This is a genomic window from Streptomyces sp. NPDC050535 (assembly GCF_044457665.1).
In the GTDB taxonomy this organism is placed as follows: Bacteria; Actinomycetota; Actinomycetes; order Streptomycetales; family Streptomycetaceae; genus Streptomyces.
Genome location: NZ_JBITHE010000006.1, coordinates 371,454 through 396,886, shown reverse-complemented (window position 1 = coordinate 396,886; position 25,433 = coordinate 371,454). Strand labels below are relative to the sequence as shown.

General features: G+C 70.5%; 23 protein-coding genes and 2 tRNA genes. 7 read left to right on the top strand and 18 right to left on the bottom strand.

What is annotated here, in order from left to right:
- Window positions 1-226 precede the first annotated feature (226 nt).
- Window positions 227-1,882, top strand: a complete 1,656-nt coding sequence (locus ACIBLC_RS17240; protein ID WP_399211763.1) for a hypothetical protein — start codon at window positions 227-229, stop codon at window positions 1,880-1,882.
- A 96-nt stretch (window positions 1,883-1,978) separates the two neighbouring features.
- On the opposite strand, the gene ACIBLC_RS17235 is transcribed toward ACIBLC_RS17240, so the two are convergent.
- Window positions 1,979-2,542 carry an HIT family protein gene (locus ACIBLC_RS17235; protein WP_399211762.1) on the bottom strand — a complete coding sequence of 188 codons (564 nt, stop codon included), beginning with the start codon at window positions 2,540-2,542 and terminating at the stop codon, window positions 1,979-1,981.
- A gap of 67 nt (window positions 2,543-2,609) precedes the next feature.
- On the opposite strand from ACIBLC_RS17235, the gene ACIBLC_RS17230 reads away from it, so the two are divergent.
- Window positions 2,610-3,320: a potassium channel family protein gene (locus ACIBLC_RS17230; protein ID WP_399211761.1), complete on the top strand. Its 711-nt coding sequence runs from the start codon at window positions 2,610-2,612 to the stop codon at window positions 3,318-3,320.
- A 26-nt stretch (window positions 3,321-3,346) separates the two neighbouring features.
- Here the strand turns inward: ACIBLC_RS17230 and thrS are convergent, their stop codons facing one another.
- The 3 genes from thrS to ACIBLC_RS17215 all read right to left on the bottom strand — a co-directional run bounded on the left by thrS (window position 3,347) and on the right by ACIBLC_RS17215 (window position 7,231).
- On the bottom strand, window positions 3,347-5,323 hold the full coding sequence (gene thrS, locus ACIBLC_RS17225) for a threonine--tRNA ligase (protein ID WP_399211760.1): 1,977 nt from the start codon (window positions 5,321-5,323) through the stop codon (window positions 3,347-3,349).
- Window positions 5,324-5,450: 127 nt separating this feature from the next.
- Window positions 5,451-6,668, bottom strand: a complete 1,218-nt coding sequence (locus ACIBLC_RS17220) for a hypothetical protein (protein ID WP_399211759.1) — start codon at window positions 6,666-6,668, stop codon at window positions 5,451-5,453.
- A complete protein-coding gene (locus ACIBLC_RS17215; protein ID WP_399211758.1) occupies window positions 6,665-7,231 on the bottom strand; it encodes a DUF4365 domain-containing protein in 567 nt (188 codons plus the stop codon). The genes ACIBLC_RS17220 and ACIBLC_RS17215 overlap by 4 nt, the downstream gene beginning before the upstream one ends.
- 170 nt (window positions 7,232-7,401) lie before the next feature.
- Between ACIBLC_RS17215 and ACIBLC_RS17210 the strand changes: the two genes are divergently transcribed.
- Complete coding sequence (locus tag ACIBLC_RS17210) at window positions 7,402-8,127, top strand: 3'-5' exonuclease (protein WP_399211757.1); 726 nt, start codon at window positions 7,402-7,404, stop codon at window positions 8,125-8,127.
- A 69-nt stretch (window positions 8,128-8,196) separates the two neighbouring features.
- Here the strand turns inward: ACIBLC_RS17210 and ACIBLC_RS17205 are convergent.
- Both ACIBLC_RS17205 and ACIBLC_RS17200 read right to left on the bottom strand, forming a co-directional pair.
- Window positions 8,197-8,268: transfer RNA gene (locus ACIBLC_RS17205), tRNA-Val, on the bottom strand.
- A gap of 53 nt (window positions 8,269-8,321) precedes the next feature.
- Window positions 8,322-8,768 carry an SRPBCC family protein gene (locus tag ACIBLC_RS17200; protein WP_399211823.1) on the bottom strand — a complete coding sequence of 149 codons (447 nt, stop codon included), beginning with the start codon at window positions 8,766-8,768 and terminating at the stop codon, window positions 8,322-8,324.
- A gap of 88 nt (window positions 8,769-8,856) precedes the next feature.
- Here ACIBLC_RS17200 and ACIBLC_RS17195 point away from each other — a divergent pair, with 88 nt between their 5' ends.
- Window positions 8,857-11,268, top strand: a complete 2,412-nt coding sequence (locus ACIBLC_RS17195) for an SCO7613 C-terminal domain-containing membrane protein (protein WP_399211756.1) — start codon at window positions 8,857-8,859, stop codon at window positions 11,266-11,268.
- An 11-nt stretch (window positions 11,269-11,279) separates the two neighbouring features.
- On the opposite strand, the gene ACIBLC_RS17190 is transcribed toward ACIBLC_RS17195, so the two are convergent.
- The 7 genes from ACIBLC_RS17190 to ACIBLC_RS17160 form a co-directional block, all read right to left on the bottom strand.
- Window positions 11,280-14,012, bottom strand: coding sequence for a Tat pathway signal sequence domain protein (locus ACIBLC_RS17190; RefSeq protein ID WP_399211755.1), 2,733 nt, complete (start codon window positions 14,010-14,012; stop codon window positions 11,280-11,282).
- A gap of 79 nt (window positions 14,013-14,091) precedes the next feature.
- Complete coding sequence (locus ACIBLC_RS17185; protein WP_399211754.1) at window positions 14,092-14,703, bottom strand: hypothetical protein; 612 nt, start codon at window positions 14,701-14,703, stop codon at window positions 14,092-14,094.
- 1 nt (window position 14,704) lies between these two features.
- Window positions 14,705-15,574 carry a carbohydrate ABC transporter permease gene (locus tag ACIBLC_RS17180; RefSeq protein WP_399211753.1) on the bottom strand — a complete coding sequence of 290 codons (870 nt, stop codon included), beginning with the start codon at window positions 15,572-15,574 and terminating at the stop codon, window positions 14,705-14,707.
- Window positions 15,571-16,539 (bottom strand): carbohydrate ABC transporter permease, encoded by a 969-nt coding sequence (locus ACIBLC_RS17175; RefSeq protein ID WP_399211752.1) that lies wholly within the window; start codon window positions 16,537-16,539, stop codon window positions 15,571-15,573. Before ACIBLC_RS17175 ends, ACIBLC_RS17180 begins: the two co-directional genes overlap by 4 nt.
- On the bottom strand, window positions 16,539-17,825 hold the full coding sequence (locus ACIBLC_RS17170; RefSeq protein WP_399211751.1) for an ABC transporter substrate-binding protein: 1,287 nt from the start codon (window positions 17,823-17,825) through the stop codon (window positions 16,539-16,541). The genes ACIBLC_RS17175 and ACIBLC_RS17170 overlap by 1 nt, the downstream gene beginning before the upstream one ends.
- Before the next feature lie 968 nt (window positions 17,826-18,793).
- Window positions 18,794-18,868 (bottom strand) — tRNA-Val (locus ACIBLC_RS17165).
- A 106-nt stretch (window positions 18,869-18,974) separates the two neighbouring features.
- Window positions 18,975-19,409, bottom strand: a complete 435-nt coding sequence (locus ACIBLC_RS17160) for a TIGR02611 family protein (protein WP_399211750.1) — start codon at window positions 19,407-19,409, stop codon at window positions 18,975-18,977.
- 191 nt (window positions 19,410-19,600) lie between these two features.
- Here ACIBLC_RS17160 and ACIBLC_RS17155 point away from each other — a divergent pair, with 191 nt between their 5' ends.
- Both ACIBLC_RS17155 and ACIBLC_RS17150 read left to right on the top strand, forming a co-directional pair.
- Window positions 19,601-20,014 carry an SsgA family sporulation/cell division regulator gene (locus tag ACIBLC_RS17155; RefSeq protein WP_003959770.1) on the top strand — a complete coding sequence of 138 codons (414 nt, stop codon included), beginning with the start codon at window positions 19,601-19,603 and terminating at the stop codon, window positions 20,012-20,014.
- A 275-nt stretch (window positions 20,015-20,289) separates the two neighbouring features.
- Complete coding sequence (locus ACIBLC_RS17150; RefSeq protein ID WP_399211749.1) at window positions 20,290-20,850, top strand: CGNR zinc finger domain-containing protein; 561 nt, start codon at window positions 20,290-20,292, stop codon at window positions 20,848-20,850.
- A gap of 84 nt (window positions 20,851-20,934) precedes the next feature.
- Here the strand turns inward: ACIBLC_RS17150 and ACIBLC_RS17145 are convergent, their stop codons facing one another.
- A complete protein-coding gene (locus tag ACIBLC_RS17145) occupies window positions 20,935-21,087 on the bottom strand; it encodes a hypothetical protein (RefSeq protein ID WP_362515718.1) in 153 nt (50 codons plus the stop codon).
- A 156-nt stretch (window positions 21,088-21,243) separates the two neighbouring features.
- Window positions 21,244-21,687, bottom strand: coding sequence for a hypothetical protein (locus tag ACIBLC_RS17140; protein ID WP_399211748.1), 444 nt, complete (start codon window positions 21,685-21,687; stop codon window positions 21,244-21,246).
- 211 nt (window positions 21,688-21,898) lie between these two features.
- Between ACIBLC_RS17140 and ACIBLC_RS17135 the strand changes: the two genes are divergently transcribed.
- Window positions 21,899-22,420 carry a DsbA family protein gene (locus tag ACIBLC_RS17135; RefSeq protein ID WP_399211747.1) on the top strand — a complete coding sequence of 174 codons (522 nt, stop codon included), beginning with the start codon at window positions 21,899-21,901 and terminating at the stop codon, window positions 22,418-22,420.
- Between the two features lie 40 nt (window positions 22,421-22,460).
- Here the strand turns inward: ACIBLC_RS17135 and ACIBLC_RS17130 are convergent, their stop codons facing one another.
- The 3 genes from ACIBLC_RS17130 to ACIBLC_RS17120 form a co-directional block, all read right to left on the bottom strand.
- Window positions 22,461-23,285: a GNAT family N-acetyltransferase gene (locus ACIBLC_RS17130; protein ID WP_399211746.1), complete on the bottom strand. Its 825-nt coding sequence runs from the start codon at window positions 23,283-23,285 to the stop codon at window positions 22,461-22,463.
- A 60-nt stretch (window positions 23,286-23,345) separates the two neighbouring features.
- A complete protein-coding gene (locus ACIBLC_RS17125) occupies window positions 23,346-24,167 on the bottom strand; it encodes an aminotransferase class IV (RefSeq protein WP_399211745.1) in 822 nt (273 codons plus the stop codon).
- A 112-nt stretch (window positions 24,168-24,279) separates the two neighbouring features.
- Window positions 24,280-25,317, bottom strand: a complete 1,038-nt coding sequence (locus tag ACIBLC_RS17120) for a chorismate-binding protein (RefSeq protein WP_399211744.1) — start codon at window positions 25,315-25,317, stop codon at window positions 24,280-24,282.
- Between the last annotated feature and the right edge of the window lie 116 nt (window positions 25,318-25,433).

Below are 25,433 nucleotides of genomic sequence, written 5' to 3'. Positions count from 1 at the left end.
GTGCCGCGAGGGATCCGGCCTGTGCGCCGCGAGTGGTCCGGCTCGCGCCGTGAGTGCCCCTGACGCCCCTTCACGTCGGTGAACGGCTTCGGTCGTCCACCGACGAATGGCGGTTGGGACGGTTACTCTGAGAACCTGATCAAGCCGATGACCTGATCAACAGGTGTGCGGAGCACGGAAGTCGGGAAAGGCCGCAGCAGCGGAACAGCGGCAATGGGGGGCGGCAGTGGCGTTCGACGGATTCGATTTCACTCCTGGGGCGCAGGTGCCGCTCTCGGGCTCCGAGGGACAGACGGCCGCGACCTACGCCCTCGCCTCGGCCTCGTACCGCGACAGCCCGGTCGAGGAGATCCTCAAGGCCGACAACGAATGGCACAAGTCCACCATCAAGCCCCCGCGGATCAAGCTGTTCTCGCCGAACCTGGGCGAGGCCTTCGCGCGGGCGGTGCAGGACCGCATGCTCGGTACCGGCCGCAATCCGCTCATCCAGTCCTTCGGCACCGAGCCGCAGGTCGTCGTCGAACACTGCCTGGCCGCGAACCGTATCCGCCGCGAGCGCGACAACTGGCTGTCGGCCGTGATGGTGCTGTGCGGAGTGCTCTTCCTGCCCGGACTGCTGGTGTGGCTGCTGGTCTTCCAGATCCGGTCCACCATCGCCAAGACCGCGGACAGGCGGGCCTCGGCCCTGGGCACCACGCTCCTGATCGCCGTAGGAGCCCTGGCCGTGCTCTTCCTGGTCAAGATGCCGTTCACGGGCTTCTGGGGCTGGTACGGGCGCGCGTCGGTCGTCCTGCCGGTCGTCGGCTGGTTCTGGGCCAAGCAGATCTGCGAACGCACCGCGAAGGACCTGCGCGAGCGCTGGGGCAGCCTGCTGTCCGGCGGCGCCATCGGTGCCAAGATCCCCGAGGCGGTGCCGGGCAGCCCGGGCGAGTCGGCGGCCGAGCGGCTGCGCCAGGAGCTGGCCCGGCTCAGCGCCGAGCAGCAGTCCAACTCCGTCTTCTACGCCGGGCCCAAGGGCATACTCGGCATGGGTACCCGGTGGGGAAGCTGGCAGCTCGCCGAGGAGCTCGTCGCGCGTGACGCGGCCAAGGAGATCCACCCGTTCCGAAGCTGGGACGTCATCCGGTCCATCCACGACCAGCTCCGCATGCTGGAGCGCGGTCCGCTCAACACCGGTGGCTTCAGCAAGCCGACGATAAAGCACTGGATAGTCACGCCCATCGGCGAGAACTCCAAGGCGGTGTCGCGACCGGGCGGTACGGACGTCGACGCGTACACGATCAAGAACCACGCCATACAGGAGATCTGCAACAAGCAGCAGTTCGGCAGCGGTGACCGGCACTACCTCGGGGTCCAGTGGACGCTCTGGGACGGCCAGTTGGTCATCACCATGCTGATCACCGTGACCGTGCTGCACCAGACGCTGCGCATCGAGGTCACCGGACATGCCCTGGGACCGGTGAACCCGCTGTTCACCAGCAAGCCCGAAGTGCCCAGCAAAGAGGTCGCGAAGGCCGTCAAGTTCTGGGAGACCCGCAAGGTCAGTCTGCCGCTGATCACCACCGACGAGGTCGTACGCCTGGCCGCCCGCGCCCCGTTGGCCTGGTACCCGCCGCTCCTCAACTGGCTCGGCGGCGGCCTCGCGCTCCCCGAGCCCTTCGGCCTCCGGCACTCCTGGGCCGACCAGCCGTGGCGGCACCGCTTCATGGCCGACGACGCGCTGCGGGCCGCCGCGCCGGTGCTGCGCGTGGTCCACTCGGCGTCGATCAAGGTGCTTGAGGAGAACGGCGTCGACACGGCGCCGTTCGGCAACAGGTCGTCGTTCCTGAGCGGGATGGTGCAGGACCCGAGCCCGAGGAAGGCCGACGTGTACGACGCGTAGAACCTGTCCGGCCGGTCATGCCGGCGAGCGGACGGGCGGTCGTCGGCGACGGGAACCGGTGGACCGGTCAGGCGGTCGTCGGCCGCCGGAAACCGGTCAGGCAGCCGTCGGCCACGCCTCCGCGAGCATCTTGCGGGTGTCCGCGAGGAGCTGGGGCAGGACCTTGGTGTGGCCGACCACCGGCATGAAGTTCGTGTCGCCGCCCCAGCGGGGGACGATGTGCTGGTGCAGGTGGGCGGCGATGCCCGCGCCCGCGACGGTGCCCTGGTTCATGCCGATGTTGAAGCCGTGCGCGCCCGAGGCGGTCCGCAGCGCGGTCATCGCCTGCTTGGTCAGCTCGCCGAGTTCCGCGGTCTCCGGACCGGTCAGATCGGTGTAGTCCGCGACATGACGGTAGGGCACGACCATGAGGTGGCCGCCGTTGTACGGGTAGAGGTTGAGCACCGCGTAAACCTGCTCGCCGCGCCTGACGACGAGCCCGTCCTCGTCGGACTTCGCGGGGATCGAGCAGAACGGACAGCCGTCGTCGGCCCCGGGGCCGGTGGGCTTGTTCTCGCCCTGGATGTAAGCCATCCGATGGGGCGTCCACAGGCGCTGGAACGCGTCCTGGGTTCCCACTCCGATCTGCTGCTCCGGCTCACTCGTCATGAGGTGCAGCATATTGCTTCGCCCGTTCGCGGCGTGTCGGCGGGTGCCGAACAAAAGGGTCCCCGGCCAAGCTGGGGCCATGGACGACGACAGCCGTATGGCCCACTGGGAGCGGCTCACCGGGCTCCCGCTCGGTCTGGCCTCGATGCTGTACCTCGCCGCGTACGCGACCCTCGTCCTGGCGGCCGGTCTGCCCACCGTCTGGCGGGACCTCTGCCTCGCGGTGCTGCTCGCCGCCTGGGCGGTGTTCGCCGTCGACTACGCCGTGCGCTGGCGGCTGAGCGGACAGGGCCGCCGATTCGTCCGGACGCACTGGCTGGACACCCTGGTCGTCCTCCTGCCGCTGCTGCGACCGCTGCGCGTCGTCAAGGTCTACGAGGCCGTACAGCGCCGGCGTGGGGAGCCCCGGCTCGCGCTGCACGCGCGCGTGATGGTGTACGCGGGACTGTCCGTCGCGCTGCTCGGGTTCGCGGGTGCCCTCGCCGTCTACCAGCAGGAGCACGCGGCGCCCGGCGCGACGATGCGCACCTTCGGTGACGCGGTGTGGTGGACCTGCTCGACGCTCGCGACAGTCGGCTACGGGGATGTGGCGCCGGTGACGGCGGCGGGACGGACGATCGCGGTCGGGCTGATGGCGTGCGGGCTCGCGCTGCTCGGCGCGGTGACGGGTTCGTTCTCGTCGTGGCTGTTGCAGGTGTTCTCGAGCGAGGGCGAGAGCGAGAGCACGGGCACGGAAGGGGGCAGTGATGTGGGCACGGGCGGGGTCAAGGAGGAGCCCCCGGGGAGCTGAACTCCCCGGGGGCCTCCGTCACGGCGTCAGACCTGCACGCGGTCCTCGACGACCTTCGCGATCTTGGCGATCGCCTCGTCGACCGGGATGCCGTTCTCCTGCGAGCCGTCGCGGTAGCGGAAGGAGACGGCGCCGGCCGCCATGTCCTCGTCGCCCGCGATGACCATGAAGGGCACCTTCTGCTTCTGCGCGTTGCGGATCTTCTTCTGCATGCGGTCGGAGGACGAGTCGACCTCGACGCGCAGCCCCTTCCGCTTGGCCTCGGCGGCGAACTTGTCGAGGTACTCGATGTGCGCGTCGCCGATCGGGATGCCGATCGCCTGCACGGGCGCCAGCCAGGCCGGGAACGCGCCCGCGTAGTGCTCCAGGAGCACCGCGAAGAAGCGCTCGATGGAGCCGAACAGCGCACGGTGGATCATGACCGGGCGCTGCTTGGTGCCGTCGGGGCCGGTGTACTCCAGGTCGAAGCGCTCCGGCAGGTTGAAGTCGAGCTGCACGGTCGACATCTGCCAGGTGCGGCCGATGGCGTCCTTCGTCTGGACGGAGATCTTCGGGCCGTAGAACGCGGCGCCGCCCGGGTCCGGGACCAGCGGGAGGCCCTGCTTCTCGGCCACCTTGCGCAGCGTCTCGGTGGCCTCCTCCCAGACCTCGTCGGAGCCGACGAACTTCTCCGGGTCCTTGGTCGACAGCTCCAGGTAGAAGTCGGTCAGGCCGTAGTCGCGCAGCAGGTTCAGGACGAAGGTGAGCGTCTTGTCGAGCTCGTCCGCCATCTGCTCCTTGGTGCAGTAGATGTGCGCGTCGTCCTGCGTGAAGCCGCGCGCGCGGGTCAGGCCGTGCACGACGCCGGACTTCTCGTACCGGTACACGGTCCCGAACTCGAATAGCCGCAGCGGCAGTTCACGGTAGGACCGGCCGCGCGCGTCGAAGATCAGGTTGTGCATCGGACAGTTCATGGGCTTGAGGTAGTAGTCCACGCCCTCGTCGAGCTGCATGGGCGGGTACATGCCGTCGGCGTACCAGTCCAGGTGGCCCGAGGTCTCGAAGAGCTTCCCCTTGGTGGCGTGCGGGGTGTAGACGAACTCGTAGCCCTCCTCCTCGTGCCGGCGGCGCGAGTAGTCCTCCATGACCCGGCGGATGACGCCGCCCTTGGGGTGGAAGACGGCGAGGCCGGAGCCGATCTGCTCCGGGATGGAGAACAGGTCGAGCTCGCTGCCCAGCTTGCGGTGGTCGCGCTTCTCGGCCTCGGCGAGGAAGTCGAGGTGCGCCTTCAGCTCGTCCTTGGACGGCCACGCGGTGCCGTAGATGCGCTGGAGCATGGGGTTCTTCTCGCTGCCGCGCCAGTACGCGGCGGCGTTGCGCATCAGCTTGAACGCCGGGATGTAGCGGGTGGTGGGCAGGTGGGGACCGCGGCAGAGGTCCTTCCAGCACAGCTCGCCGGTCTTGGCGTCGAGGTTGTCGTAGATGGTCAGCTCGCCGCCGCCCACCTCGACGTCCGCGCCGTCGTCCGTGGACGCGGCGCCCTTGATGCCGATGAGCTCCAGCTTGTACGGCTCCGACGCCAGCTCCTCGCGGGCGGCCTCGTCGCTGACCACCCGGCGGGAGAAGCGCTGGCCGCGCTTCTGGATCTCCTGCATCTTCTTCTCGATGGCCTTGAGGTCATCGGGGTGGAAGGGCTTCTCGACGTCGAAGTCGTAGTAGAAGCCGTCCTTGACCGGCGGGCCGATGCCCAGCTTGGCCTCGGGGAAGAGCTCCTGCACGGCCTGGGCCATGACGTGCGCGGTGGAGTGGCGCAGGATGTTCAGGCCGTCCTCGGAGGAGATCTGGACGGGCTCGATCTCCTCGCCGTCCCGCACCTCGTACGCGAGGTCCCTGAGCTCGCCGCCGACGCGGGCCGCGACGATGGTGCGCTCGCCGCCGAAGAGGTCGGCTGCCGTAGTGCCCGTCGTCACCACGCGCTCTTCCCGCTCGGAATCGCGTTGGATGATCACACGGACGTCTGACACCGGTCTTCTCCTGACTGAGGTGGGCGCGCACACGGCCGCGTACGCAGACAGGAATCGTACCGAGCCCCGGGTCCCGTTCGCTAAACGGTTAACGCCGCCCTGCCCCAGCAGCCCGCACGGCGCCCCCTCAGTCCCCGCTGCACGCCTCCTCGAAGAAGTCGAGGTTCTCCTGGAGCGACTTCATCAGCCGGTCCCGCTCGGCCTCGTCGACCTGGACGGGGACGACCCCGGAGGCGTCCGTGAGCCGGCGGAAACCGCCCCGGCTCTCCAGCCGCCCGTGCACCCGCACCGGCAGCCCGACGAGATGGGCGTGGCCCGCTATCCGGTACGACTCCTCGTCGAGCGTCATCCGGACGTGCGGGATCTCGGCGCCCGCGATGACCTTCAGCCGTACGGTGCCCTCGCCGCGCGGCCCGGACCTGCGCATCCGTACGACGGCGCCCGTGATGCGCACGGGCACGGACGGCTCCTCGCGCAGGAAGCGGGCCCCGGCCTCGCGCAGCACGGGCAGGTCGCCGGGGGAGAACTCGACGGGCTCGGTGGGGGTCGCGCAGCCTTCGGGGACGCCTGCGGCGGGCGCCCACTCCACGGCGATCCGCGCGCCCTCGGTGCCGCGGACGAGGGTCACCAGGGCTTCCATGAGTTCGTGGCTTACGCCGGCCTCCACCGCCGCGTCGAAGGCGTCCATGCCGCCGGTGGCCCGCTGGTAGTCGATGGCCTCGCGGGCGGCGTAGAGCGCCTGGTGCAGGCGTACGGCGAGGGCCCGGCCGGTGTCGACGGGCACGAAGGCGGTGAGCCGGCGTCCGCCGGGCTCGGCTCCGACGAGGACCTTGTCCAGGGAGGCGACGGCGGGCCTGCGGTGCCGGGCGCCGTGGTAGCCGACACGCGCGCGCGTGGCCAGTGCCCCGGCCAGCAGCATCTGGCGGGCGGCGGCGCGCAGTTGTTCCTCGACGGTCCAGGGGGCTGCGCCCACGGGACCGGTCGGGACGTCGCGCCACCAGCGGATCTCGTCGCTGGTCACGGCGAGCGCGACCAGGATGTCGCGCGCGGACGGTGAGACGCTGCGGGAGAGAGCGACGAGCGCTTCGCCGAGCAGGTCGTCGCTGTCGGGGAAGGCCCGGCTTTCCGGTACGAGCAGGCTCGTACCGCCGCCGCCGGGCCCGGGTGGGGTCCATCGGCCGTACCGGCCCGGCGCGCCGCCGCGGCGCTGCCAGCCGTGCCGGTGGAGCAGCGCGCCGAGTACGACGGGATCGACCTCGCCGGGCTCCGGCGGTTCGCTCCAGACGGCCTCGACCGGGTGCGGCCTGACCGGCCGTAGGACTTCGTCGATCGGGCGGTGCGTCAAGGTTTTCCTCCCGTCCCGACCCGCGTCATGATCTCGCAGAGCGCTCGGTCGTCGAAGATGCGCGCGGTCGGGATGCGGACGGTGGTCCTGCGCCGGCCGGTGACGGCGTGACCGGCGAGGTTGATCCAGTAGCAGCAGTGCCGCAGGTCGAGGCGGTCGTGGCCGGCGCGCAGCCAGTCGTCCTGCGCTCGGGGCACGAGCATCACGACCAGTATTTTGTGCACCGAGACCGGGGTGCGGGCCAGCTTCTCCAGGTGCGGGTTGTCGAGCGTGAAGGAGAAGGCGGGGCCCGCCGGGTTGGGCGGTATCTGGTACGTGCACTTGAGCTGCACTTTTATGGTGACTTCGTCGTCGACCGTGTGCCCGGGGGCGCTGTGGCTGACGTGCCAGTCGATGCCGTTGTCGGGAAATGGCTGGGAGAGCGAGCAGCCCGCGGCGGCCGCGACGGCGTGCAGGTAGCCCACCTGGAGTGTCTCCATGCAGGCGGTGGTAGCGAGTGAGCCTCTGTGGGGTGCTGTGCGCTGGGGCAGCAGCCCGCCCCGTTCGGGCTGCGCGAGTGCCATGAGTCCAACAGCCTTCCAAACCAGGTGTATCCCCGCGACGGGCCGCTGAACTGCGAAGACCCGTACCTCTGTTGTCTCCTCCCGGCGTACGGCGCAAACAGTGCGGGTATCACCAAACTGGCAGAAGACGGCGCGTCAGCTGCCGTGGGTGAACGAGGAGTTGTGTGCGTATGACGTGCTGGTACGAGGGCCCCTTGGCCGCGTTCGACACGGAGACCACCGGCGTGGACGTCGAGACCGACAGGATCGTGTCGGCCGCCGTCGTCGTCCAGGACGCCCCGGGCCTGCGCCCGCGGGTGACCCGGTGGCTGGTCAATCCGGGAGTGCCGGTGCCCGTGGGGGCGACGGCGATCCATGGACTGACGGATGAGCATCTGCGGAGCAACGGCCGCTGGCCGTCGCCTGTGATGGACGAGATAGCCAGGGAACTGGCCCAACAGGCCGCGGCGGACCGCCCGCTCGTGGTGATGAACGCTCCCTTCGATCTGACCCTGCTGGACCGGGAGTTGCGCCGCCATCGCGCTTCGTCGCTCGACCACTGGTTCGAGGCGAGGCCGCTGCGCGTGCTCGACCCCCGCGTCCTCGACAAGCATCTGGACCGCTACCGCAAGGGCCGCCGCACCCTCACCGACCTCTGCGCGCACTACGGCGTGGCGCTGGAGGGGGCGCACGACGCGGCGGCCGACGCGGTCGCCTCGATGGATGTCGTACGGGCGGTCGGGCGCCGTTTCGCGGCCCGGCTCGAGCGGCTCTCCCCGGCCGAACTGCACACGCTCCAGGCCGTCTGGCACGCGGCACAGGCGCGTGGGTTGCAGGCGTGGTTCGCGCGCAGTGGTTCGGAGGAGGCGGTGGATCCGGCGTGGCCGCTGCGTCCGGACCTGGCCACGGCGGCGTAGGGCGCGCGCGACCGAGAGACCGGGCAACAGAAAACCGGTCCGTCTGTGACGGACCGGTCCTTGTCCGGGTGGGCGATACTGGGTTCGAACCAGTGACCTCTTCGGTGTGAACGAAGCGCTCTCCCACTGAGCTAATCGCCCGGGAACGCACCGAACAATACAGGTCTCGGCGGGTGTCGTTCAAACCGCTTCGGTCAATCCGCTTCCAGGTACGCCCTGAGGCCGCGCCGCCCGGCCCGCATCATCAGCGCGTGGTTGGCGCGGAAGACGGGCCGTCCCGGCACGGCGAGCCGCCGCAGCAGCGGTTTGTTCACCTCGACCTCCTGCTCGTACCGGGCGCGCGTGCCCTGGCCCTCGGCGGTCAGGCTCCAGCGTGCCCAGCCCTCCAGGTCGCCGGACATCGCGATCTCCAGGACGCCGCCCTCCGGGTCGCGGCGTACCTCACGCCCGGTGAACGTCAGGTCGTACGGCAGGGTGGAGCGGACCCGGATCTCACCGCTGTGCTCGTCGAGGCGGGTCACCTCGCGCACCTGCGGCCACCAGCGCGGGTATTCCTCGGCCCGCTCCAGCACGCCGTACACGTCGGCGGGCGGCGCGGGCAGGTCCCACACGCTGCGGAAGCGGTAACGGCTCCAGTCCATGTGCGGAGTGTGCCCGCCCGGGCAGATGAGTACCGCCTGAGTACGTGCACTCATGCCCGCGGACGTGACCGGGACCACAATTCTCGGCATGACCCATATCCCGCCTCCGGCCGAGGAGTTGCGCTACCTCGACACCGAGCTGCGGCAACTCGACGCACGCCGGGCCCAGTTGCTGGCCCGCCGCGCCTGGCTGATCCAGGCGCTGTATCCGGTACCCGCGCCCCGGCCCGTCGCCGCAGCCGTACGCCGGCCCGAGACCACGGCACCCAGCGTCCAGAACGTGCTGCTGATCCTCGGCGGCGTCCTGCTGACCATCGCCGCGATCGCGTTCACCCTGGTCAGCTGGGGTCACCTGGGGATCACGGGTCGGTCCCTGGTGCTGGGCGCGGTGACGGTGGCCGCACTCGGCGCGCCCGTGCCGCTCCTCAGGCGGGGGCTGGCCTCGACGGCCGAGGCGGTGGCGGGGCTGGGTCTCGCGCTGACGGTCCTCGACGCCTACGCGCTGTACGAGGTGGCGCTCCCGGACACGGACGGCCTCGGGTACGCGGCCGTGGCGTCGGCGGTGCTGGCCGTGGGGTGGGCGGCGTACGGGCTCACGCTCGGCGCGTCGCGGCCGGCGCCGGGTGTCCGGGCGCACCGGCCCGGTCCGCTGCGGCTGCCCCTCCCGCTCGCGACCGGGACGGCCCAGCTCCCGCTGCTGCTCTGGGCGGGCGCGGCTGACGCGGGGGCCCACACCGTCACGGCCGCGCTCCTGCTGACGGCCGCGTTCGACGCGGCGCTCGCGCTCCGGACACCCATGAGGTCCGTACGAGTCGTCGCCTCCGTGGGCGCGTACGGCCTGGGCGGCTGGGGCACCTTCGCCGCCGGCTGGCTGTCCTGGACGGCCTCCGGCCCGAGCGCCGCCGCCCGTGCGGCGGCGCTCCTCCTCTTCGCCGCGGCGATCGCCCTGACGGCGGCCTGGCGGGCACCGGTACCGCACGTCGGCACCGGCATCGCGCTGACCGGCGGCCTGATCACCGTCGCCGGGATCGGTGGCATCCCTCGCTCGGCGTTGCCCGAGGCCTGGACGGTTCCCGGCTATCTGGTGTGCTCTGTCGCCCTGTTGGCGGTCCTGGGCACCCGTTTCCCCGGGCCCGTGCGGCACGGTCTCGCCCAGGCTTCCGCGTGTGTGCAGGCCGTCGCGGTGCTGTGGGCGCTGCCCTCGGTCGCCGTCGCCCTGCTGGGCCCGCTCGACCGGGCCCAGCGGGCGTGGACCGGGGCCCCGGCGACCGCCCGCGACGCGGTGACGACCGCGAACCTGCCCTGGCCCCCGAACACGGCCACGGCGCCTCTCGTCCTCGGGCTCGTCGCCGGTGTCCTGGTGGTGGCGACCCGTGGCACGACTTGGCGCTCACCGGCCCTGACGGGTGCGCTCACCGTGGCCTGGGCAACGGCTCTCGTCATTCCCGCGACCTTCGAACTCCCCTATGCGGCAGGCTTGTCGGCGCAGCTTCTGCTGACGGTGACTCTCGTGGCCTACGCCCTCAGGCCTTCGCGGGTCCCCACGCTTCCCGCGCCTCTCGTCGTCCTCTGCCTCTCCCTCCTCACCTCGCTGAGCCTGGCCTTCCTCGCCCTGGCCTCCGAGCCGGCCACCCTGGGCGTCCTGGCCGCGCTGACCGTTCTGTTCGCGGCCGCCGCCCTGCGCCCGCACCTCGGCCCGATCGCGGCACCGGCCTCCCTGGTCCACGCGACCGCCTTCCTCTGCGCCGTCGGGGCGTCCCTCGACCGGCAGCCGCAGCAGACCGCGCTGCTCGTCCTCCTCGTGCCCGTCACCGCCGCGCTGCTCGCGGCACGCCTCGGCACCTCCCCGACGACCGTGTCCATGGAGGTGACCGGCGCCACCGCCGCGCTGCTGGCCGTCGGGCTCGCGGTCACCGATCCGCCGATGCTCGCCCTGGTGCTGGCCCTCTGCGGAGTGATCGCCGCGGGTACGGCCGTACGGGTGGACCGGCGCCCCGTCGGCTACGCGGCGGCCGCGCTGTTCGTGCTGGCCGCCTGGGTCCGCCTGGCGTCCTGGGACGTCGGCTCCCCGGAGGCGTACACCCTTCCGGTGACCGTTCCCGCGCTGCTCGTCGGCCTGCTCAGGCGCCGCGAGGACAACCGGGTCTCGTCCTGGACGGCGTACGGACCGGGTATCTCCGTCACGCTCGTGCCCAGCCTCCTCGCGGCCTGGGGCGACGCGCACTGGACGCGCCCGCTGCTGCTCGGCGTCGCGGCCCTCGCCGTCACGCTGGCCGGCGCCCGGCACCGCCTCCAGGCGCCGCTCGTGCTGGGCGGAACGGTGCTCGTCCTCGACGCCCTGCACGAACTCGCCCCGTACATCGCGCAGGTGGCCGAGGCGCTCCCCCGCTGGGCGCCTCCCGCACTCGCCGGTCTGCTGCTGCTCGCGCTGGGTGCGACGTACGAGCGGCGGATCCGCGACGCGCGGCGGGTGCGGGAGGTGCTGGGGAGGATGCGCTGACCGGTCCGCCCCTACGGCATCCGGTCGCCGAGCAGCGCCAGGTTCTCGATCGCCGCGAGGCCGTACAGGGCGGTGTCGTTCGTGTAGACCCAGTTGGCCTCGCTGCCCGGCACCAGGGTGACCGGGCCGCTCAGCTTCTCCGTGGTCCACGGAGCCGACTCCTTGTAGCCGTCGGAGTTGTAGAACTTGTCCCACGCCCGGGTGGCGAGCTTCGCGTCGCCGGTCTGCACGGCCGCGTACGCGTCGAGACGTGAGTGGCCCTGGAACAGCAGCAGGGTCCCGAAGTTGGTGCCGTACCGGGCCGCCTGCTCGGCCTTGGTCGCGTTGAAGTAGCGGCAGTAGTCGAGGTAGGCGTCCTTGAACCCGGGCACGTCGACGAGGTCGATGAGCTCGGCGCACAGCTCGTTGAGCCCGAAGACCGCGGACAGGTGCGAGACGCCCACCACGGGCGCGGCGGCGATCGCGAACTTCCCCGTGTCGAGGTCGTACAGCCCGCTGCCCTGCACGAACCCGTTGGGCTGGGCGGCGATCGTCTCCATCGTCGACAGCACCCGCGCCCTGGCCTTCTCCCACTTGGGCCCCCTGCGCTCCCACTCCGTCAGCCACGCCGACACCAGCCCGCTCCAGTCGGTGCCGAAGCCGATCGACAGGGCGTGCCGGTCGGGCGTGTAGGGCTCGGTGCGGATCTTGCGGATCGGGTCGAGGACCAGGAAGGTCTCGTCCGAGTCGACGTTGGCGTGCATGAGGTCGCCGACGCGTTCGTCGGCGGTGAGGAAGTAGTAGTAGCGCCGGTACGTGGTGTTCGCGATGCGCTGCTGCTTGGCGCTGTCGGCGTAGTGCTGCACGCCGTGCCGGGTGCCGAGGCCCGCCCACTGGCCCAGGTGGTAGACGTCGACCTCGCCGGTGTGCCGGGTCATCGCCTCGGCGAAGCGGAAGATGTCGGCGCGGCCCGAGCGGAGGTAGGCGAACCAGAGCCAGAGGTCGGGCGAGAGTTCGGAGTTGTCCCAGGCGTAGCCGCCGACGTCGTACCGCCACTGGTGTCTGACCGGGTCGTAGGAGTGCATGATGTCGCCGTAGTCCCAGAAGCCGTACCAACGGCGCATCTCCACCTGGTCCTTGTAGTAGGTGAAGAGGAAGTCCAGGTGGTCCTCGATCTTCGCCTTGGCGGTGGTGGAGCGGTCCGGCTCCGAGAAGAGACCGCCGAAGACCTTCGCCTTGACGAGATGTGCGGGTGCGGCGGCGAGCTGCGGCAACACCCTCACCGCCTCGACCTGTTGGGCGAGTTTCTCGGGGGTGGGCGTCGACTCGTTGGCCCAGAAGAGGAGTTCGGAGGTGCGGGCGATGCCGTAGGGGGTGCCGAACCCGGGTTCGTAGTCCTCGTAGGTGATGTTGAGGCCTTCGAGCTGTTCGGCGAACGTGTCCTGGCCCATGCCGTCGTGGTAGAAGCGCAGGTCCATGGGCTGCGCCTCGGGCGACCAGAGCCAGAGGGTGACCTCGGCCTCGTCGGTGTGGGCGTCGCGGATGTCGAGCTGCGCCGGGTGCTTCTCCCAGAAGTCCCGCAGCCCGAAGGAGAATCCGCCGCTGGGCCCGCCGACGTATCCGAAGCCGGACGCCCGCCTGCCGCCGCCCGCGGGGATCCAGCCGTACCCCTTCTTCGTACGCTTGCGCAGCCCGAAGCCGTCCGCGGAGAGCTGCGAGAGCGTGTAGTCGCCCCACTCGGGGATGTACTGGAGCCGCGTCGTCACCCGCTGGTCCCAGGTCGAGGGGTCGGCCAGCTTCTCCCCCGCGAACTGCGCGGCCTGCACCGTCGCGCCCGGATCGCGCCGCAGCCCGGTGATGCCCTTGACGGCCTCCCGCAGCAGACCGGTGCCGTCACCGCCGATCCGGATGTGCCGGTCGTACGACGCGTCGCGCATCGGCACGGTGAAGCGGACGCCGAGACCGCGGATGAAGTCGCCGCTCGCGCTGCCCGGTTCCTGCTTCCCGTCGAAGGTGATGGTGTGCACCATGCGGAACGAGTCGGCGCCCGCGTAGAAGTACAGCCGGACCGAGAAGGGGAGCCAACTCCGGCCGCCCTTGCGGTGCTTGCCGTCGATGCGGACGACGGCGCGGACCGGGCCCTCCTGCTCGACCTCGACCTCGGAGATGGCGCTCTCGAAGCGTTCGAACTTCTCCGCGCCCTGGTCCTCGTCCTCGATCTCGGGCTGGCGGATGAGCACGAGACGGCCGTTCCTGGCGATCTCGGTGGAGCCGCGGGTGACGGACTTGACGAGTGTGGAGCCGCTCTTGCCGAGTTTGGCGGTGATGACTCCGGTCGATATGCCGATGGTGCCGCCGCGCTTGTCGACGGTGACCTTCTGGTCGGGGGCGGCGGGCTCCCCGGCGGAGAGGCTGAGTTGACCCTCCCCCGAACTGACCGCGTGGGCTGTCCACTTGAGGGAGCCGTCGGGCCAGTAGGCGATCGGCCAGGACTGCACCGGCACCGCCCCGCCCTCGGCGTCCGTGAGCGCGAAGGTCTGGTCCTGGGCGTAGGCGCCCATCGGCCAGGGCACGCCGACCGTGGAGCCGGGGGCGGCGCCGAGGCCGCCGTCCTCCAGCCAGTCCAGGCTGACGGGGTCCGCGTCGGCGGCCTCGGCTCTCGGCGCGGCCTGGGCGTTCGCGCTTCCTAGCGCCCAGCTGAACTGCGCTGCGGCTCCGGCGACGGCGGCCGCCTTCAGCAGGGACCTGCGGGGGATGGGAGACATGGCCTTTCCTTTCCGTGCGGGGAAGTCAGGGGCATGACAGAGCGAGGTGCGGCGCCCGCGGCGCCGGCCCGTGGAGAAATCAGCGGAGGCGGTGGCGGTAGCGCTCCTCGACGGCGAGCGCCGCCGCCGCGACGGCCCCGAGGACGGGGACCGCCAGCGGCGCCATGAGCCAGGCGGAGCAGGCCACCACGGCCAGCCCGCCGACGAGCAGGAACGACCCGGCCGGGTCGAGGACGGTGCGGCGCCCGGCTTCCGCGAGCAGCGTGCGCCAGGACGCGCCGGGCGCCCAGACCGCCGCCGCGCGCAGCCCGGCGACGGCGAGTCCGAGCAGTGCGAAGAGACCGACGGCCCCGACGAACGGACCGCCGGGAATCCCGGCGCGCACGGCCTGGACATCCACCCAGACCGCGGCAACCGCGGCACATCCGGCGACCCCGGCGATCCAGCCGCCCCGGACAGCCGCCCGGAAGTCGGTGGTGAACTCCCGCCAGCCACCGGCCTCATGGGCCGTTCGCCGCCGCAGATGCCGCGCTCCGGCGGCGAACGCGGCGGGACAGGTGACGAGCGGGAGCGAGGCCACCGCGATCCACACTCCGGTGAGCAGACACTCGGCGAAGAGGGCGAACCGCTCGGCGAACACCGATTCGCGAGGTGCCTTTGGTGCCTTCGCGCGCGCCTGGCTGGTGGCCATCTCAGCCCTTCAATCCGGAGGTCGCCATGCCGTCGATGAGGTAGCGCTGGAAGGCGAGGAAGAACAGCAGCACGGGCAGCAGCGCGACCAGCGACATCGCGATCATGCCGCCGTAGTTGGCGACGCCCTCCTGGTCGCGGAACATCATCATGCCCAGCGAGACGGTGTACTTGCCGGGCTCGTTGAGGTAGATCAACGGCCCCATGAAGTCGTTCCAGGCGTTGATGAAGGTGAAGATCGCGCTGGTGATGAGCGCGGGCCGGCACAGCGGCAGCACGATCGACCAGTAGATCCGCAGATGCCCGCACCCGTCGAGCCGGGCCGCCTCATCCAGTTCCCTGGGCAGATTCCGCATGAACTGCACCATGAGGAAGACGAAGAACGCCTCGGTGGCCAGGTACTTGCCGATCAGCAACGGCACATAGGTGTTGATCAGTTCCAGCTTCTGGAACATCACGTACTGCGGAATGATCAGCACGTGGTACGGCAGCAGCAGCGTGCCGATCATGATCGAGAACATCACGTTCCGCCCGGCGAACCTGATCTTGGCGAAGGCGTACGCCGTCAGGGAGCAGGAGACCACGATGCCGACGACGGAACCGAGCGCGTAGAAAAGGGAGTTCTGGAAGAAGGTGGCGATCGAGATGTCGGCGATGCCGTCGGCGAGCCCCCGGAAGTTGCCGAGGACGGGACTGGCCGGGAAGAGGTCCAGGCTGCCGATGATCTCCCGGCTGGGCTTGAACGAGGCGCCGAGCACCCAGATGACGGGGTAGAGGACGACGGCGAGGACGGCCAGGGCGCCGAGATGCCAGACGAGCGAGCCGGTGCGCTTACGACTGACGTCCAGGGGCTTGCGCAGGGTGGTGCTCATCGGGAGTCCTCCTCGTAGTGCACCCACCGCTTCTGCGACCAGAAGAGGACGGCCGTCACCAGCGCCACGGCGAGCAGCAGCATCCAGGCCATGGCGGACGCGAAGCCCATCTGGGACTCCTTGAAGCCCTTCTGGTACAGGTAACAGGTGTAGACGAGCGTGGCGTCGGCCGGTCCGCAGGTGGCGTTGGAGACGACGTACGCCGAGCCGAAGATCTGGAAGGAGTGGATGGTCTCCAGGAGCACGTTGAAGAAGAGCACCGGCGAGATCATCGGCAGCGTGATGTTCCAGAACCGCCGCAGCGGCCCGGCCCCGTCCACCTCGGCGGCCTCGTACAACTCCCTCGGCACCTGCTTGAGCCCGGCGAGGAAGATCACCATGGGTGCGCCGAACTGCCAAACGGTGAGCGCGACCAGGCTGAAGAGCACCCACTCCGGGTCGCCCACCCAGCCGCCCGTGTGGAATCCGAAGAACGACTGCGTACGGTCCACGATGGCGTCGTCCGAGAAGAGCGCGCGCCAGACGAAGCCGACGGAGACGCTCGCGCCGATCAGCGACGGGGCGTAGAACGCGGCCCGGTAGAAGGCCTGCCCGCGCCGGCTCTGCGCGAGGAGCAGGGCGACCCCCAGCGCCAGCAGCAGCTTCAGCGGCGTACCGATGACGACGTACTTGGCCGTCACCTCGACCGACTTCTGCCAGCGGGGATCCTCGAACATCTTGGTGAAGTTGTCGAAACCGATCCAGCTCGGTGAATTGAAGAGGTTGTAGTCGGTGAACGCGAAGTACAGCGAGGCGGCCATCGGGCCCGCGGTCAGCAGCAGGAAGCCGGCGATCCACGGGGACATGAAGAGATATCCGGCGAGATTCTCCCGGCGCCCCCGCCGCTTTCGGGCGGCGGGGGCGGCGCGGGGTATGTCCGGCGCGTCGGGCGGAGAGTCCTTGACGAGCGTCACGGCGGTTCCCATCAGGCGGCGAGGGCGGTCTTCGCCTCGGAGAAGAACTGCTTCACCGCGTCGGCGACCTTGGTCGTGCCCTGCGACATGTCACCGGCGATCCGCAGGAAGGCCGCCTCGGCGGTGTCGGCACCGGCCGGATGCGGGGTGAGGGCGCCGAGGACTCCGGCGGTGGCGACGTCCTCCTCGTACTGCGCGATCGCCTTGCTGGGGGCGTCGGCCGGCTTGAAGGCGTCGAACTGCTCGGTGGTGGCGAGGATCCCGCGGTCGTAGCCCATGATCTTCCCGACCCCGGGGTCGTGGACCATGAAGTTGATGAACTGGCCGACTTCCTTGGGATGCTCGGTGCGTGCGGAGGCGCTCAGCATGAGTGAGGCGAGGTACTGCCCGGTCTCCTTGCCGTCGGTCGTGGGGATCGGCGCGAGGCCGTACGTGCTGTCACCCTCGGCGGTGTAGCGGACGGTGAAGTTGTCCCAGGTGAACTCGGAGGCGCCGTGTGCCGCCGAGAGGGAGGACTTCGGCTTGTCCTGCTCGACGCGCTTCGGGTCGGTGACGATCCCGGCCTTGACGCGGCTGTAGCCGTCCGTCCACCACTCCGTCAGATCGGCCTCGTCGAAGCCGAGTCCGTCCTCGGTGAAGAACGCCTTGCCGTTCTGACGGAGGTACAGATCGTAGAGGTACATGATCCCGAAGTAGCCGGTGTCGCCGGCCACCTTCTGGGTGTCGTGAATCTTCTCGAGGGCGGCGAAATACTCGTCCCACGTCCAGCCCTGTTCGGGCTTGACGCCTGCCGCCTCAAACACCTTTTCGTCGATGACAAGTGACATGGTGTTGGATCCGACGGGTACTCCGAGAAGTTTACCGTCGACCTCGCCGACCTTTTCCACTCCGGCGCGGAAGTTCTCCATGCTCAAATTGCCCGCGTCCACCTGGGTCTTGAGGTCGAGAAGCACACTTCTCTTGTCGTACTTCCGAAGAAATCCCACGGCGTTCTGGAATACGTCCGGTGGATTTCCGCCCGCGGCCTGGGTCTGGAACTTCTCCCAAAAGGCCACGTAGTCCTGGAAGTCCGTCTTCACCTTGATCTTCGGGTACTTCTTCTCGAAGAGCGCGATCGACTGGTTGATCCGCTTCGCCCGCTCGTCGGCGCCCCACCAGGCGTACCGGATCGTCACCGTCCCGTCCCCGGAACCGCTCCCCCCGCCGCACCCCGTCGTCGCCGCCAGCCCCAGCGTGGCCAGCGAAGCTCCCGCCGCCTTGAGGACCGTACGCCTCTCGACACTCCCGTTGTTTCCCACAGTCGGGCCTCCCCGCGACGCCGTTGCCGCTGCATGAATCGTTTCAAGTAAGCGCTTGCTGGCACAAGGTACGGAGGGCTTACGGGCGCGTCAATGATTCGGACAGGAATTGATGTGAGGTGGATTTCCCGGGCGGCGACGGGAGTTGGGGGTGGAACTCGGGACCACGTCCGCGACTGCGCAGGTCGGGCGGGCGGGGTCGACCTGCCGAACGGGATTGGGGGGTGAGGTGGGCGGGGGTGGGGCCGAAAACGGTTGGGGACCGGGGAGGGTGGCCGGGTGGGGGTGTTCGGCACTGAGCGTGAGGGTGGGGGAGGCCGAGGGGTGCCGGCGTCGGCGAAGTGGGGTGCGGTCGGGGGTGACTGGCGGTCGGCGAGGTGGGGTACGACGCGCACGGTCCCGCCGGCCGCCACCGCTGGCCGCCGGCCGCCACCGCTGGCCGCTGGCCGCTGGCCGCTGGTCAGCGAGCTTCGGGCTTCGGGCTTCGGGCTTCGGGCTTCGGGCTTCGGGCCGATCCTCGGCCGAGCCGTCGGCGACCCCACAGGCCGCGGGCCAGGATCTACGCGGCGGTGCAGGTCACAAGGGCAGTCCCGGCGGCGTCACGGACCGCGCGCGGGCCCCGATGCCAGCCCCATGCCAGTACCCAGTCACACGGTGAGCGGCAGGCGAGGAACGGGGCTGCGAAGCGGTACCCGCCGTCGGCCGACCCCCCGAACCCGCCCATCACCGCGGACACCCCCACCACAGGCCACGCCCGCCAGCCCCGCCCCGGCGGGAACCACCTCCGCGCAGCACAGCCGGAGCCAACCCCAGACCCCGGAACCCGTGACTCGGCCGACCTCACCCGAGCCAGGTGACACGGTCACCCGCCACCACTCCCCCGCCACGGGCGCGGCCCCGACCACGACCAGAAAACAACGAAGGCGACCCGGTCCACGCAGTACGTGGAGATGGGCCGCCTAACGCGGTGGTGGGCGATACTGGGATCGAACCAGTGACCTCTTCGGTGTGAACGAAGCGCTCTCCCGCTGAGCTAATCGCCCGGGCGCAGGGAGAACATTACCCCATGTCAGAGGGTGACCCACACCGCCCGAGAGGTCGCCGGAGAGGCCCCTCGCGGGGCCGTCAGAGGCTCCGCGAGCGTGCCCGTCACTCCTCTATGTTCCAGGGCATCTCGAAGCCGAACTTCCAGACGTACACCGCACCGAGTCCCACGATGATCACGAGCCCGATCGTCGTGAGGATGATGTTGCGCTGCCGTACCTTGGGGTCGAGCGCACGCTGCGTCGCCTCGGTCACCTTGCGTTTCGTCCAGCGGAGCACGAGCTGCGCCCAGACGAACTCGGTCGCCCAGATCGCCATGCCGCCGAAGATCACCAGCCAGCCGGGACCCGGCAGCGGAAGCATGATCACGCCCGCGCCGACCACCGCGAGCCCCACGATGAAAACGCCCACCTGCCAGCTCAGATGCAGCGCGCGACGTGCCTTGATGAAATGCGGCGCCCTCGAACCGAGCGCCCGCTCGGCCGTCGCCTCGTCATCGGCCGTGGCGATCTCGCCCGGCTCGTCACTCCCCGTATTCATACGGCCAAACCCTACCCGAGAGAAACCAGTCACCGGAATGGTCCTATCCGGCGAACGACCTCTCGGCCGGATGAGTTACGTAAAGGCACGCAAAACCCTCAGAGGGGTTTACAACGGCACCGTAGGTGGCATGTCGATTTCGCCGACGTGCGAATCCCCGAGCGCACACTGAGCGAAAGGCCCTGGCGCTTATGAACACCACGGTCAGCTGCGAGCTGCACCTGCGCCTCGTTGTGTCGAGCGAGTCCTCACTGCCTGTTCCCGCAGGACTGCGGTATGACACGGCCGATCCCTACGCCGTGCACGCCACCTTCCACACCGGAGCCGAGGAAACCGTCGAGTGGGTGTTCGCCCGCGACCTCCTCGCCGAGGGCCTGCACCGGCCCACCGGTACCGGCGACGTCCGAGTCTGGCCGTCCCGGAGCCACGGCCAGGGCGTCGTATGCATCGCCCTGAGCTCCCCGGAGGGCGAAGCCCTGCTCGAGGCCCCCGCGAGGGCCCTGGAGTCCTTCCTGAAGCGAACGGACGCCGCCGTGCCACCCGGCACGGAACACCGGCACTTCGATCTCGACACGGAGCTCTCACACATCCTGGCCGAGAGCTGACGAGAACCCCTCAGAGCCGCCCGGCGCCGTCCACTCGGGGAGACGGCTCGGGCCTGGACAATCGGATAGCGCACGCACCGGCGCCGTCACCGCGGATCTCCGCGGGGGCGGCGCCGGTGCGCGTGCCGACGGGCCTCGGATGCTCCGGCCGACCGCCCCGACCGCCCCCGACCGCACCCCTGACGGGCCGCCCACGCTCCCCCACGCCGCGAAGCCACTACCATCGGCCAGCATCGGGCGGGCGCCGGCCCGACCCCCAGGCCAGGGAGCGAAACGTGCTGATCACCCACGACACCCGGTGCGCCCTCGACACCGTGGTCGATCTGGTGAACACCGCGCCGGAGGACCACACGACCGACGACGGGCTCGCGAACGTCGCCTCCCTCGCCGGTTTCGTACGAAAGCACGAGATCAGCGATATCGGAGAGCTGTCGGAGTACGACCTCTCGGCCGTACAGAAGGTTCGCGGCAAGTTCGCCGGGATCTTCGCGGCGGGCGATCCGCGGGTCGCCGCGGGTCTCATCAACGAACTGGTGGCCACGGCCGGCACCACACCCCGGCTCACCGACCACGACGGCTACGACTGGCACGTGCACTACTTCGCGCCGGGAGCCTCGGTCGCCGACCACCTCGCGGCCGACTGCGGGATGGCGCTGGCCTTCTTCGTGGTGGCCGGGGAGCAGGAGAGGCTCCGCCGGTGCGAGGCGCCCGACTGCCGGCGCGCTTTCGTGGACCTGTCCCGCAATCGCTCCCGCCGCTACTGCGACAGCCGCACCTGCGGGAACCGCCTCCACGTGGCCGCGTACCGCGCACGCCGCAAGGAGGCGGCGGGCTGACGGGCGTGCCCCGCGGGCCGGTTCCACGGACTCGGCGGGTTGACGGAGCCCTCGGCGGGTGACGCCAGGGGCTCCGTGTACGGCTCAGAGCAGCAGCAGGTCGTGCAGCGAAGCCATGAGCAGGAGACAGCCGATCACCGCTAGGAAGATCATCAGCGGTGGCTGGGAAAGTGCGAAGAGACAACCACGCCGCTCCGCGGGCGGGGCGGCGGTGTCGCTCTGTGTTGTGTCCAGCATCTCGCGGGCGATGATGACGCAGGGAAGACCCTCTTAGCGATCAACACGCCCAGAAAATACGGGAGTTAGCCGGATCACGTGATGACGGCGCTCGAACGTGATCGGTTAGGCGCGCTCTGTGAGATCTCTGTGTCGTTTCAGTCGGTCACATCCGGGTCATATGCCGTGCTTCTTCAGGATGGCCTCGATGTCACTGAAGTCGTCCCCCGAGCCGGTGGCACGCGGTGTCGCCGCCCGGCGGGCGGCGGGTCGGGTGGCCGGGCCCAGCGAGGGCGCCGAGGCCGCGGGGGCGACCGCGTCGCGCTGGGCGGCCCGCGCCGCCCTGCGTTCCTTGCGGGTCCCACCGCCGCGCCGCTCCACGGCCCGGGTGGTCATGAACAGCAGCCAGGCACCGCCGAGCACGACGAAGCCCGCCCACGCGCTCGGACTGAACGCGGTGTCGGCCACCCAGCCGACGATCCCGGTCATCACCAGGCCGACCGGCACCAGTGAGTAGGCGGCTATACGCGTGGCCGCGAGGAAACGCTTGCGGTAGGCGGTGACCGCAACAATACCCAGGCCGGCCGCGGAGGCGGCGGAACAGACGGTCTCGGCAATCATCCGGTCCTCCAGGCAGGGGCTCGGTCGGGCGGGGTCGGCAGGTTCGTCCCCATCCATCCTGCACCGCCCGACGCCCGGTGTGCCATGCCCTGGGCCGACCTCAGGGACATCTCGGGGTCGGGGTCCTCCCCAGGTCCCGTCACCGGGTGGAGAGTCGTCCACCGTCGGTCCCGGTTGGGGCGCCCGCGCCGGGACTGGGAGACTGGTGTCCATGAACGACTCCTCATCCGCACGCCCGGTCCCCGTTCTGGACGTCTGGTGCGAGCTGCAGTGCCCCGACTGCCGCGGCGCCCTCGACGACCTGCGCGCGCTGCGCGCCCGCTACGGCGACCGTCTGGAGCTGCGGCTGCGGCACTTCCCGCTGGACAAGCACAAGCACGCGTTCGCCGCGGCGCAGGCCGCCGAGGAAGCGGCGGAGCAGGGGCAGGGGTGGCCGTACATCGAGGCGGTGCTCGGCCGCGTCGAGGAACTGAACCGCGCGGGCGAACCCTTCCTGGTCGAGGCCGCCCGCGAACTCGGCCTCGACGCCGAGGAGTTCGACACCGCCCTGATCGACGGCCGGCACATCCTGATCGTCGACGCCGACCAGGCGGAGGGCAAGGCCATCGGCGTGACCGGCACCCCGACGTACGTCATCGGCGGCGAACTCCTCGACGGCGGCAAGAGCCAGGAGGGCCTGCGCGAACGCATCGAGGAGATCGCCGACCGGCTGCTGGCCGAGCTGCAGACCTGAAACTCCCGCGCCGGACCCGGCCCGGCGCTGCCACCTCGTACTACAGCAAGATCTTGTAGAGGTGGTACCTCGTCGTCTCGTAACCGAGGGACTCGTAGAGCCGCTCGGCCGGGGTGTTGCCCGCGAAGACGTCGAGGGCGATGCGGCTCCTCCCGGCGGCCGCACCCTGGACCTCGGCCAGCAGCATGAGCGTGCGGCCGTGCCCCTTGCCACGGTGAGCGGCGCGGGCCTCGACGTTGTAGACGAAGGCGCTGCCCCGGCGCTCTCCCAGCCAGAGGTCGCCGACCACGTCGCCCTCGTGTTCCAGGACGCTGATCAGCATGTTCTCGGTGGCGAGCCCCTGCGGCAGCAACTGGTCGTGGCTCCGCTCCGACTGCGCGTACGCCTCCGCCTCCGGCACGCCGCGGCGGATCCAGTCCTGCGCGAAGTCCTTCCTGGCCTGCCGGTCCCATGCCTGGTATTCGGCCTGCGTCATAGGCCGGGCGCGGCTGCCCGCGGGCAGTTCCGGCGGGGTCGCGCCCAGCGGCTTCTCCATCCAGCGGTTGCGGGTGACGTACCCGAGCGCCTCGGTGAGCCGGAGCCCGGCCTCGGCGCCGGCCAGGACCGAGGTCTCGATCCGTTCGCAGCCCCAGCCGCGTGCCACCTCCTCCGCGGCGAGCGCGGCCACCGTGCCCCGGCCGCGTCCGCGGTCCGGCTCCTCGATGCTGAGCTCGCGTATCTGGGCGACGGCCGACCCGGAGACGGGGGACGTCGCGAGGTGGATGACGCCCACGGGACGGCTGTTCACACACACGTGGTAGTGGCGCGAACGCGTCCCGTCGGCGGCGTGCTGGAGCGGCTCGGCCGGCCGCAGGGTGGTGGTCATCAGAGGTGTTGTACCCGCCCCGCGGCCTGCCGTCATCCCGGTTTCCGTGTCGGGGGCGTTCTACGGGTCGAGGTCGTTCCCGGCCCGCTCGTCGAAGACGCGCATCGCCTTGGCGGTCACCGGGCCCGGCACGCCGGGGAGTTCGCGGGTGTCGACCCGGTGCACGGCCTGTACGTCCCGCAGCGTGGAGGTCAGGAAGATCTCCTCGGCGGACTCCAGGACGTCCAGCGGCAGGTCGGTCTCCTTGGCGCCCGTCCACTCGACGGTCAGCGCGCGCGTGATGCCGGCCAGGCAGCCGGAGGCGACAGGCGGGGTGTGCAGCTCACCGGCCAGGACGACGAAGACGTTCGAGCCCGTGCCCTCGCACAGTTGGCCCACCGTGTTGGCGAACAGCGCCTCGGACGCGCCGTGTTCGCGCGCGCGGGCCAGGGCGACGACGTTCTCGGCGTACGAGGTGGTCTTGAGGCCGGTCAGGGCGCCGCGTTCGTTGCGGGTCCAGGGGACGGTGATCACGGCGGTGGAGTCGGGTCGCCTGCCGGACTCGCCGAGCGCGACGACCAGGGTCGGGCCGTGCTCGCCGCGGTCGGAGCCGAGCGGTCCGTGGCCGCCGGTGTACGTGATCCGCAGCCGGCCGAGCGGCATCGGGTTGGCGTCCAGGACGGCGGCGCAGGCGCGGCGCACCTCGTCGAGATCGGGCTCGGGCAGGCCGAGGCCACGCGCCGAGCGGGACAGCCGGTCGAGGTGGCGGGTCAGTGCGAAGGGCCGCCCGTCGACCGCCTTCACGGTCTCGAAGATGCCGTCGCCCACGGTCAGTCCGTGGTCGAACACGGAGACGCGGGCCGTCTCGATGTCCTCGAGCCCGCCGTCGAGCCAGAGCTTCACTGGATTTCACCTCGCTGGAAAGTGCCGGTCCGTCGTTCGACGTGATGTCCGGCCGGGGTCCGGCCCGCGGCGGAGCCGCTGTCGGATGCGGCGTCCCCCGGGACACAGCACGTCAGGGTCCCCCACCTGCCTCGTACTCCCCCGACGCTACCGCGAGGAGCCTGGCGGCCTTCAGCTCGGTCTCCCGCCACTCCCCCTCCGGGTCGGAGCCCCAGGTGATGCCGGCGCCCGTGCCGAACCGCAGCATCCCGGCGTCCCGGTCGATCCAGAAGGTGCGGATGCCGACCGCGAGTTCCGCGGTGCCGCGGTCGGCGTCGACCCAGCCGATGCCTCCGCAGTACGGGCCGCGCGGCGCGGTCTCCAGGGCGTCGATGATCCGCAGGGCGCTGGACTTGGGGGCACCGGTGACGGAGCCGGGCGGGAAGGCGGCGGCGAGGAGCTCCGGCCAACCCGCGTCCTCGCGCAGCTCGCCGTGGACGGTGGAGACGAGGTGGACCAGACCCGGGTGCTTCTCGACGACGCACAGGTCGGGGACGGTCACGCTGCCGGTGGCACAGACCTTGCCGAGGTCGTTGCGGACCAGGTCCACGATCATCACGTTCTCGGCGTAGTCCTTCTTCAGGAGGTCCGCCTCGGTGCGTCCGGTGCCCTTGATCGGGCCCGACTCGACGGTCCGGCCGGCGCGGCGCAGGAAGAGTTCGGGGGACGCGGTGGCTGTCTCGACGCCATGGCCCGGCAGACGGATCGTTCCGGCGTACGGCGCCGGGTTGCCGCGCGCGAGCAGGGCGGTGAGCGCGTCCACGTCGGCGTCGGGGGCGACGGGCGCCGACAGGACGCGGCAGAGGTTGGCCTGATAGACCTCCCCGGCCGCTATGTGCGCGCGGATACGGCGTACACCCTCGGTGTACGCGGCGCGGTCGAGCGACGACTTCCAGTCACCGGTCGCCGGACCCCGCCACCGCCCGGGCACCGGCGTCGGCACGGGCTCCTCCCGTACGTCCCGGAAACGGGCGCAGACGAGCCGGCCCTCGAAGTCGGCGGACACGGCCCAGAAGCCGGTGGAGTCAAGGGCCGACAGGTCGCTGGTCACATCGGTGAGACCGGTCGCGACGAGACCGCCGAAGCGGGCGAGAGGAGGGAGGTCGGGCACGCGGTCGAGTCTAGGGTGGGTGACCTGCGGGTGCCCCGACCGTGTCCTTGAAGTGGACGAACCCCAGCACGCTGCACAAACGCGTTTTTGTGCTGGCCCCGGAATCCGCTAGAGTT

What these genes read in the sequence shown, in the direction of transcription:
- ACIBLC_RS17200 (WP_399211823.1), bottom strand. Translation starts at nt 8,768, where the DNA reads ATGGACTGGAGCCGTTACCGCTTCCGCAGCGTGTGGGACCTGCCCGCG.
- ACIBLC_RS17160 (WP_399211750.1), bottom strand. Translation starts at nt 19,409, where the DNA reads ATGAATACGGGGAGTGACGAGCCGGGCGAGATCGCCACGGCCGATGAC.
- ACIBLC_RS17140 (WP_399211748.1), bottom strand. Translation starts at nt 21,687, where the DNA reads ATGATTGCCGAGACCGTCTGTTCCGCCGCCTCCGCGGCCGGCCTGGGT.
- ACIBLC_RS17195 (WP_399211756.1), top strand. Translation starts at nt 8,857, where the DNA reads ATGACCCATATCCCGCCTCCGGCCGAGGAGTTGCGCTACCTCGACACC.
- ACIBLC_RS17185 (WP_399211754.1), bottom strand. Translation starts at nt 14,703, where the DNA reads ATGGCCACCAGCCAGGCGCGCGCGAAGGCACCAAAGGCACCTCGCGAA.
- ACIBLC_RS17235 (WP_399211762.1), bottom strand. Translation starts at nt 2,542, where the DNA reads ATGCTGCACCTCATGACGAGTGAGCCGGAGCAGCAGATCGGAGTGGGA.
- ACIBLC_RS17130 (WP_399211746.1), bottom strand. Translation starts at nt 23,285, where the DNA reads ATGACCACCACCCTGCGGCCGGCCGAGCCGCTCCAGCACGCCGCCGAC.
- ACIBLC_RS17210 (WP_399211757.1), top strand. Translation starts at nt 7,402, where the DNA reads ATGACGTGCTGGTACGAGGGCCCCTTGGCCGCGTTCGACACGGAGACC.
- ACIBLC_RS17230 (WP_399211761.1), top strand. Translation starts at nt 2,610, where the DNA reads ATGGACGACGACAGCCGTATGGCCCACTGGGAGCGGCTCACCGGGCTC.
- ACIBLC_RS17180 (WP_399211753.1), bottom strand. Translation starts at nt 15,574, where the DNA reads ATGAGCACCACCCTGCGCAAGCCCCTGGACGTCAGTCGTAAGCGCACC.
- ACIBLC_RS17135 (WP_399211747.1), top strand. Translation starts at nt 21,899, where the DNA reads ATGAACGACTCCTCATCCGCACGCCCGGTCCCCGTTCTGGACGTCTGG.
- ACIBLC_RS17145 (WP_362515718.1), bottom strand. Translation starts at nt 21,087, where the DNA reads ATGCTGGACACAACACAGAGCGACACCGCCGCCCCGCCCGCGGAGCGG.
- ACIBLC_RS17190 (WP_399211755.1), bottom strand. Translation starts at nt 14,012, where the DNA reads ATGTCTCCCATCCCCCGCAGGTCCCTGCTGAAGGCGGCCGCCGTCGCC.
- ACIBLC_RS17155 (WP_003959770.1), top strand. Translation starts at nt 19,601, where the DNA reads ATGAACACCACGGTCAGCTGCGAGCTGCACCTGCGCCTCGTTGTGTCG.
- ACIBLC_RS17215 (WP_399211758.1), bottom strand. Translation starts at nt 7,231, where the DNA reads ATGGCACTCGCGCAGCCCGAACGGGGCGGGCTGCTGCCCCAGCGCACA.
- ACIBLC_RS17175 (WP_399211752.1), bottom strand. Translation starts at nt 16,539, where the DNA reads ATGGGAACCGCCGTGACGCTCGTCAAGGACTCTCCGCCCGACGCGCCG.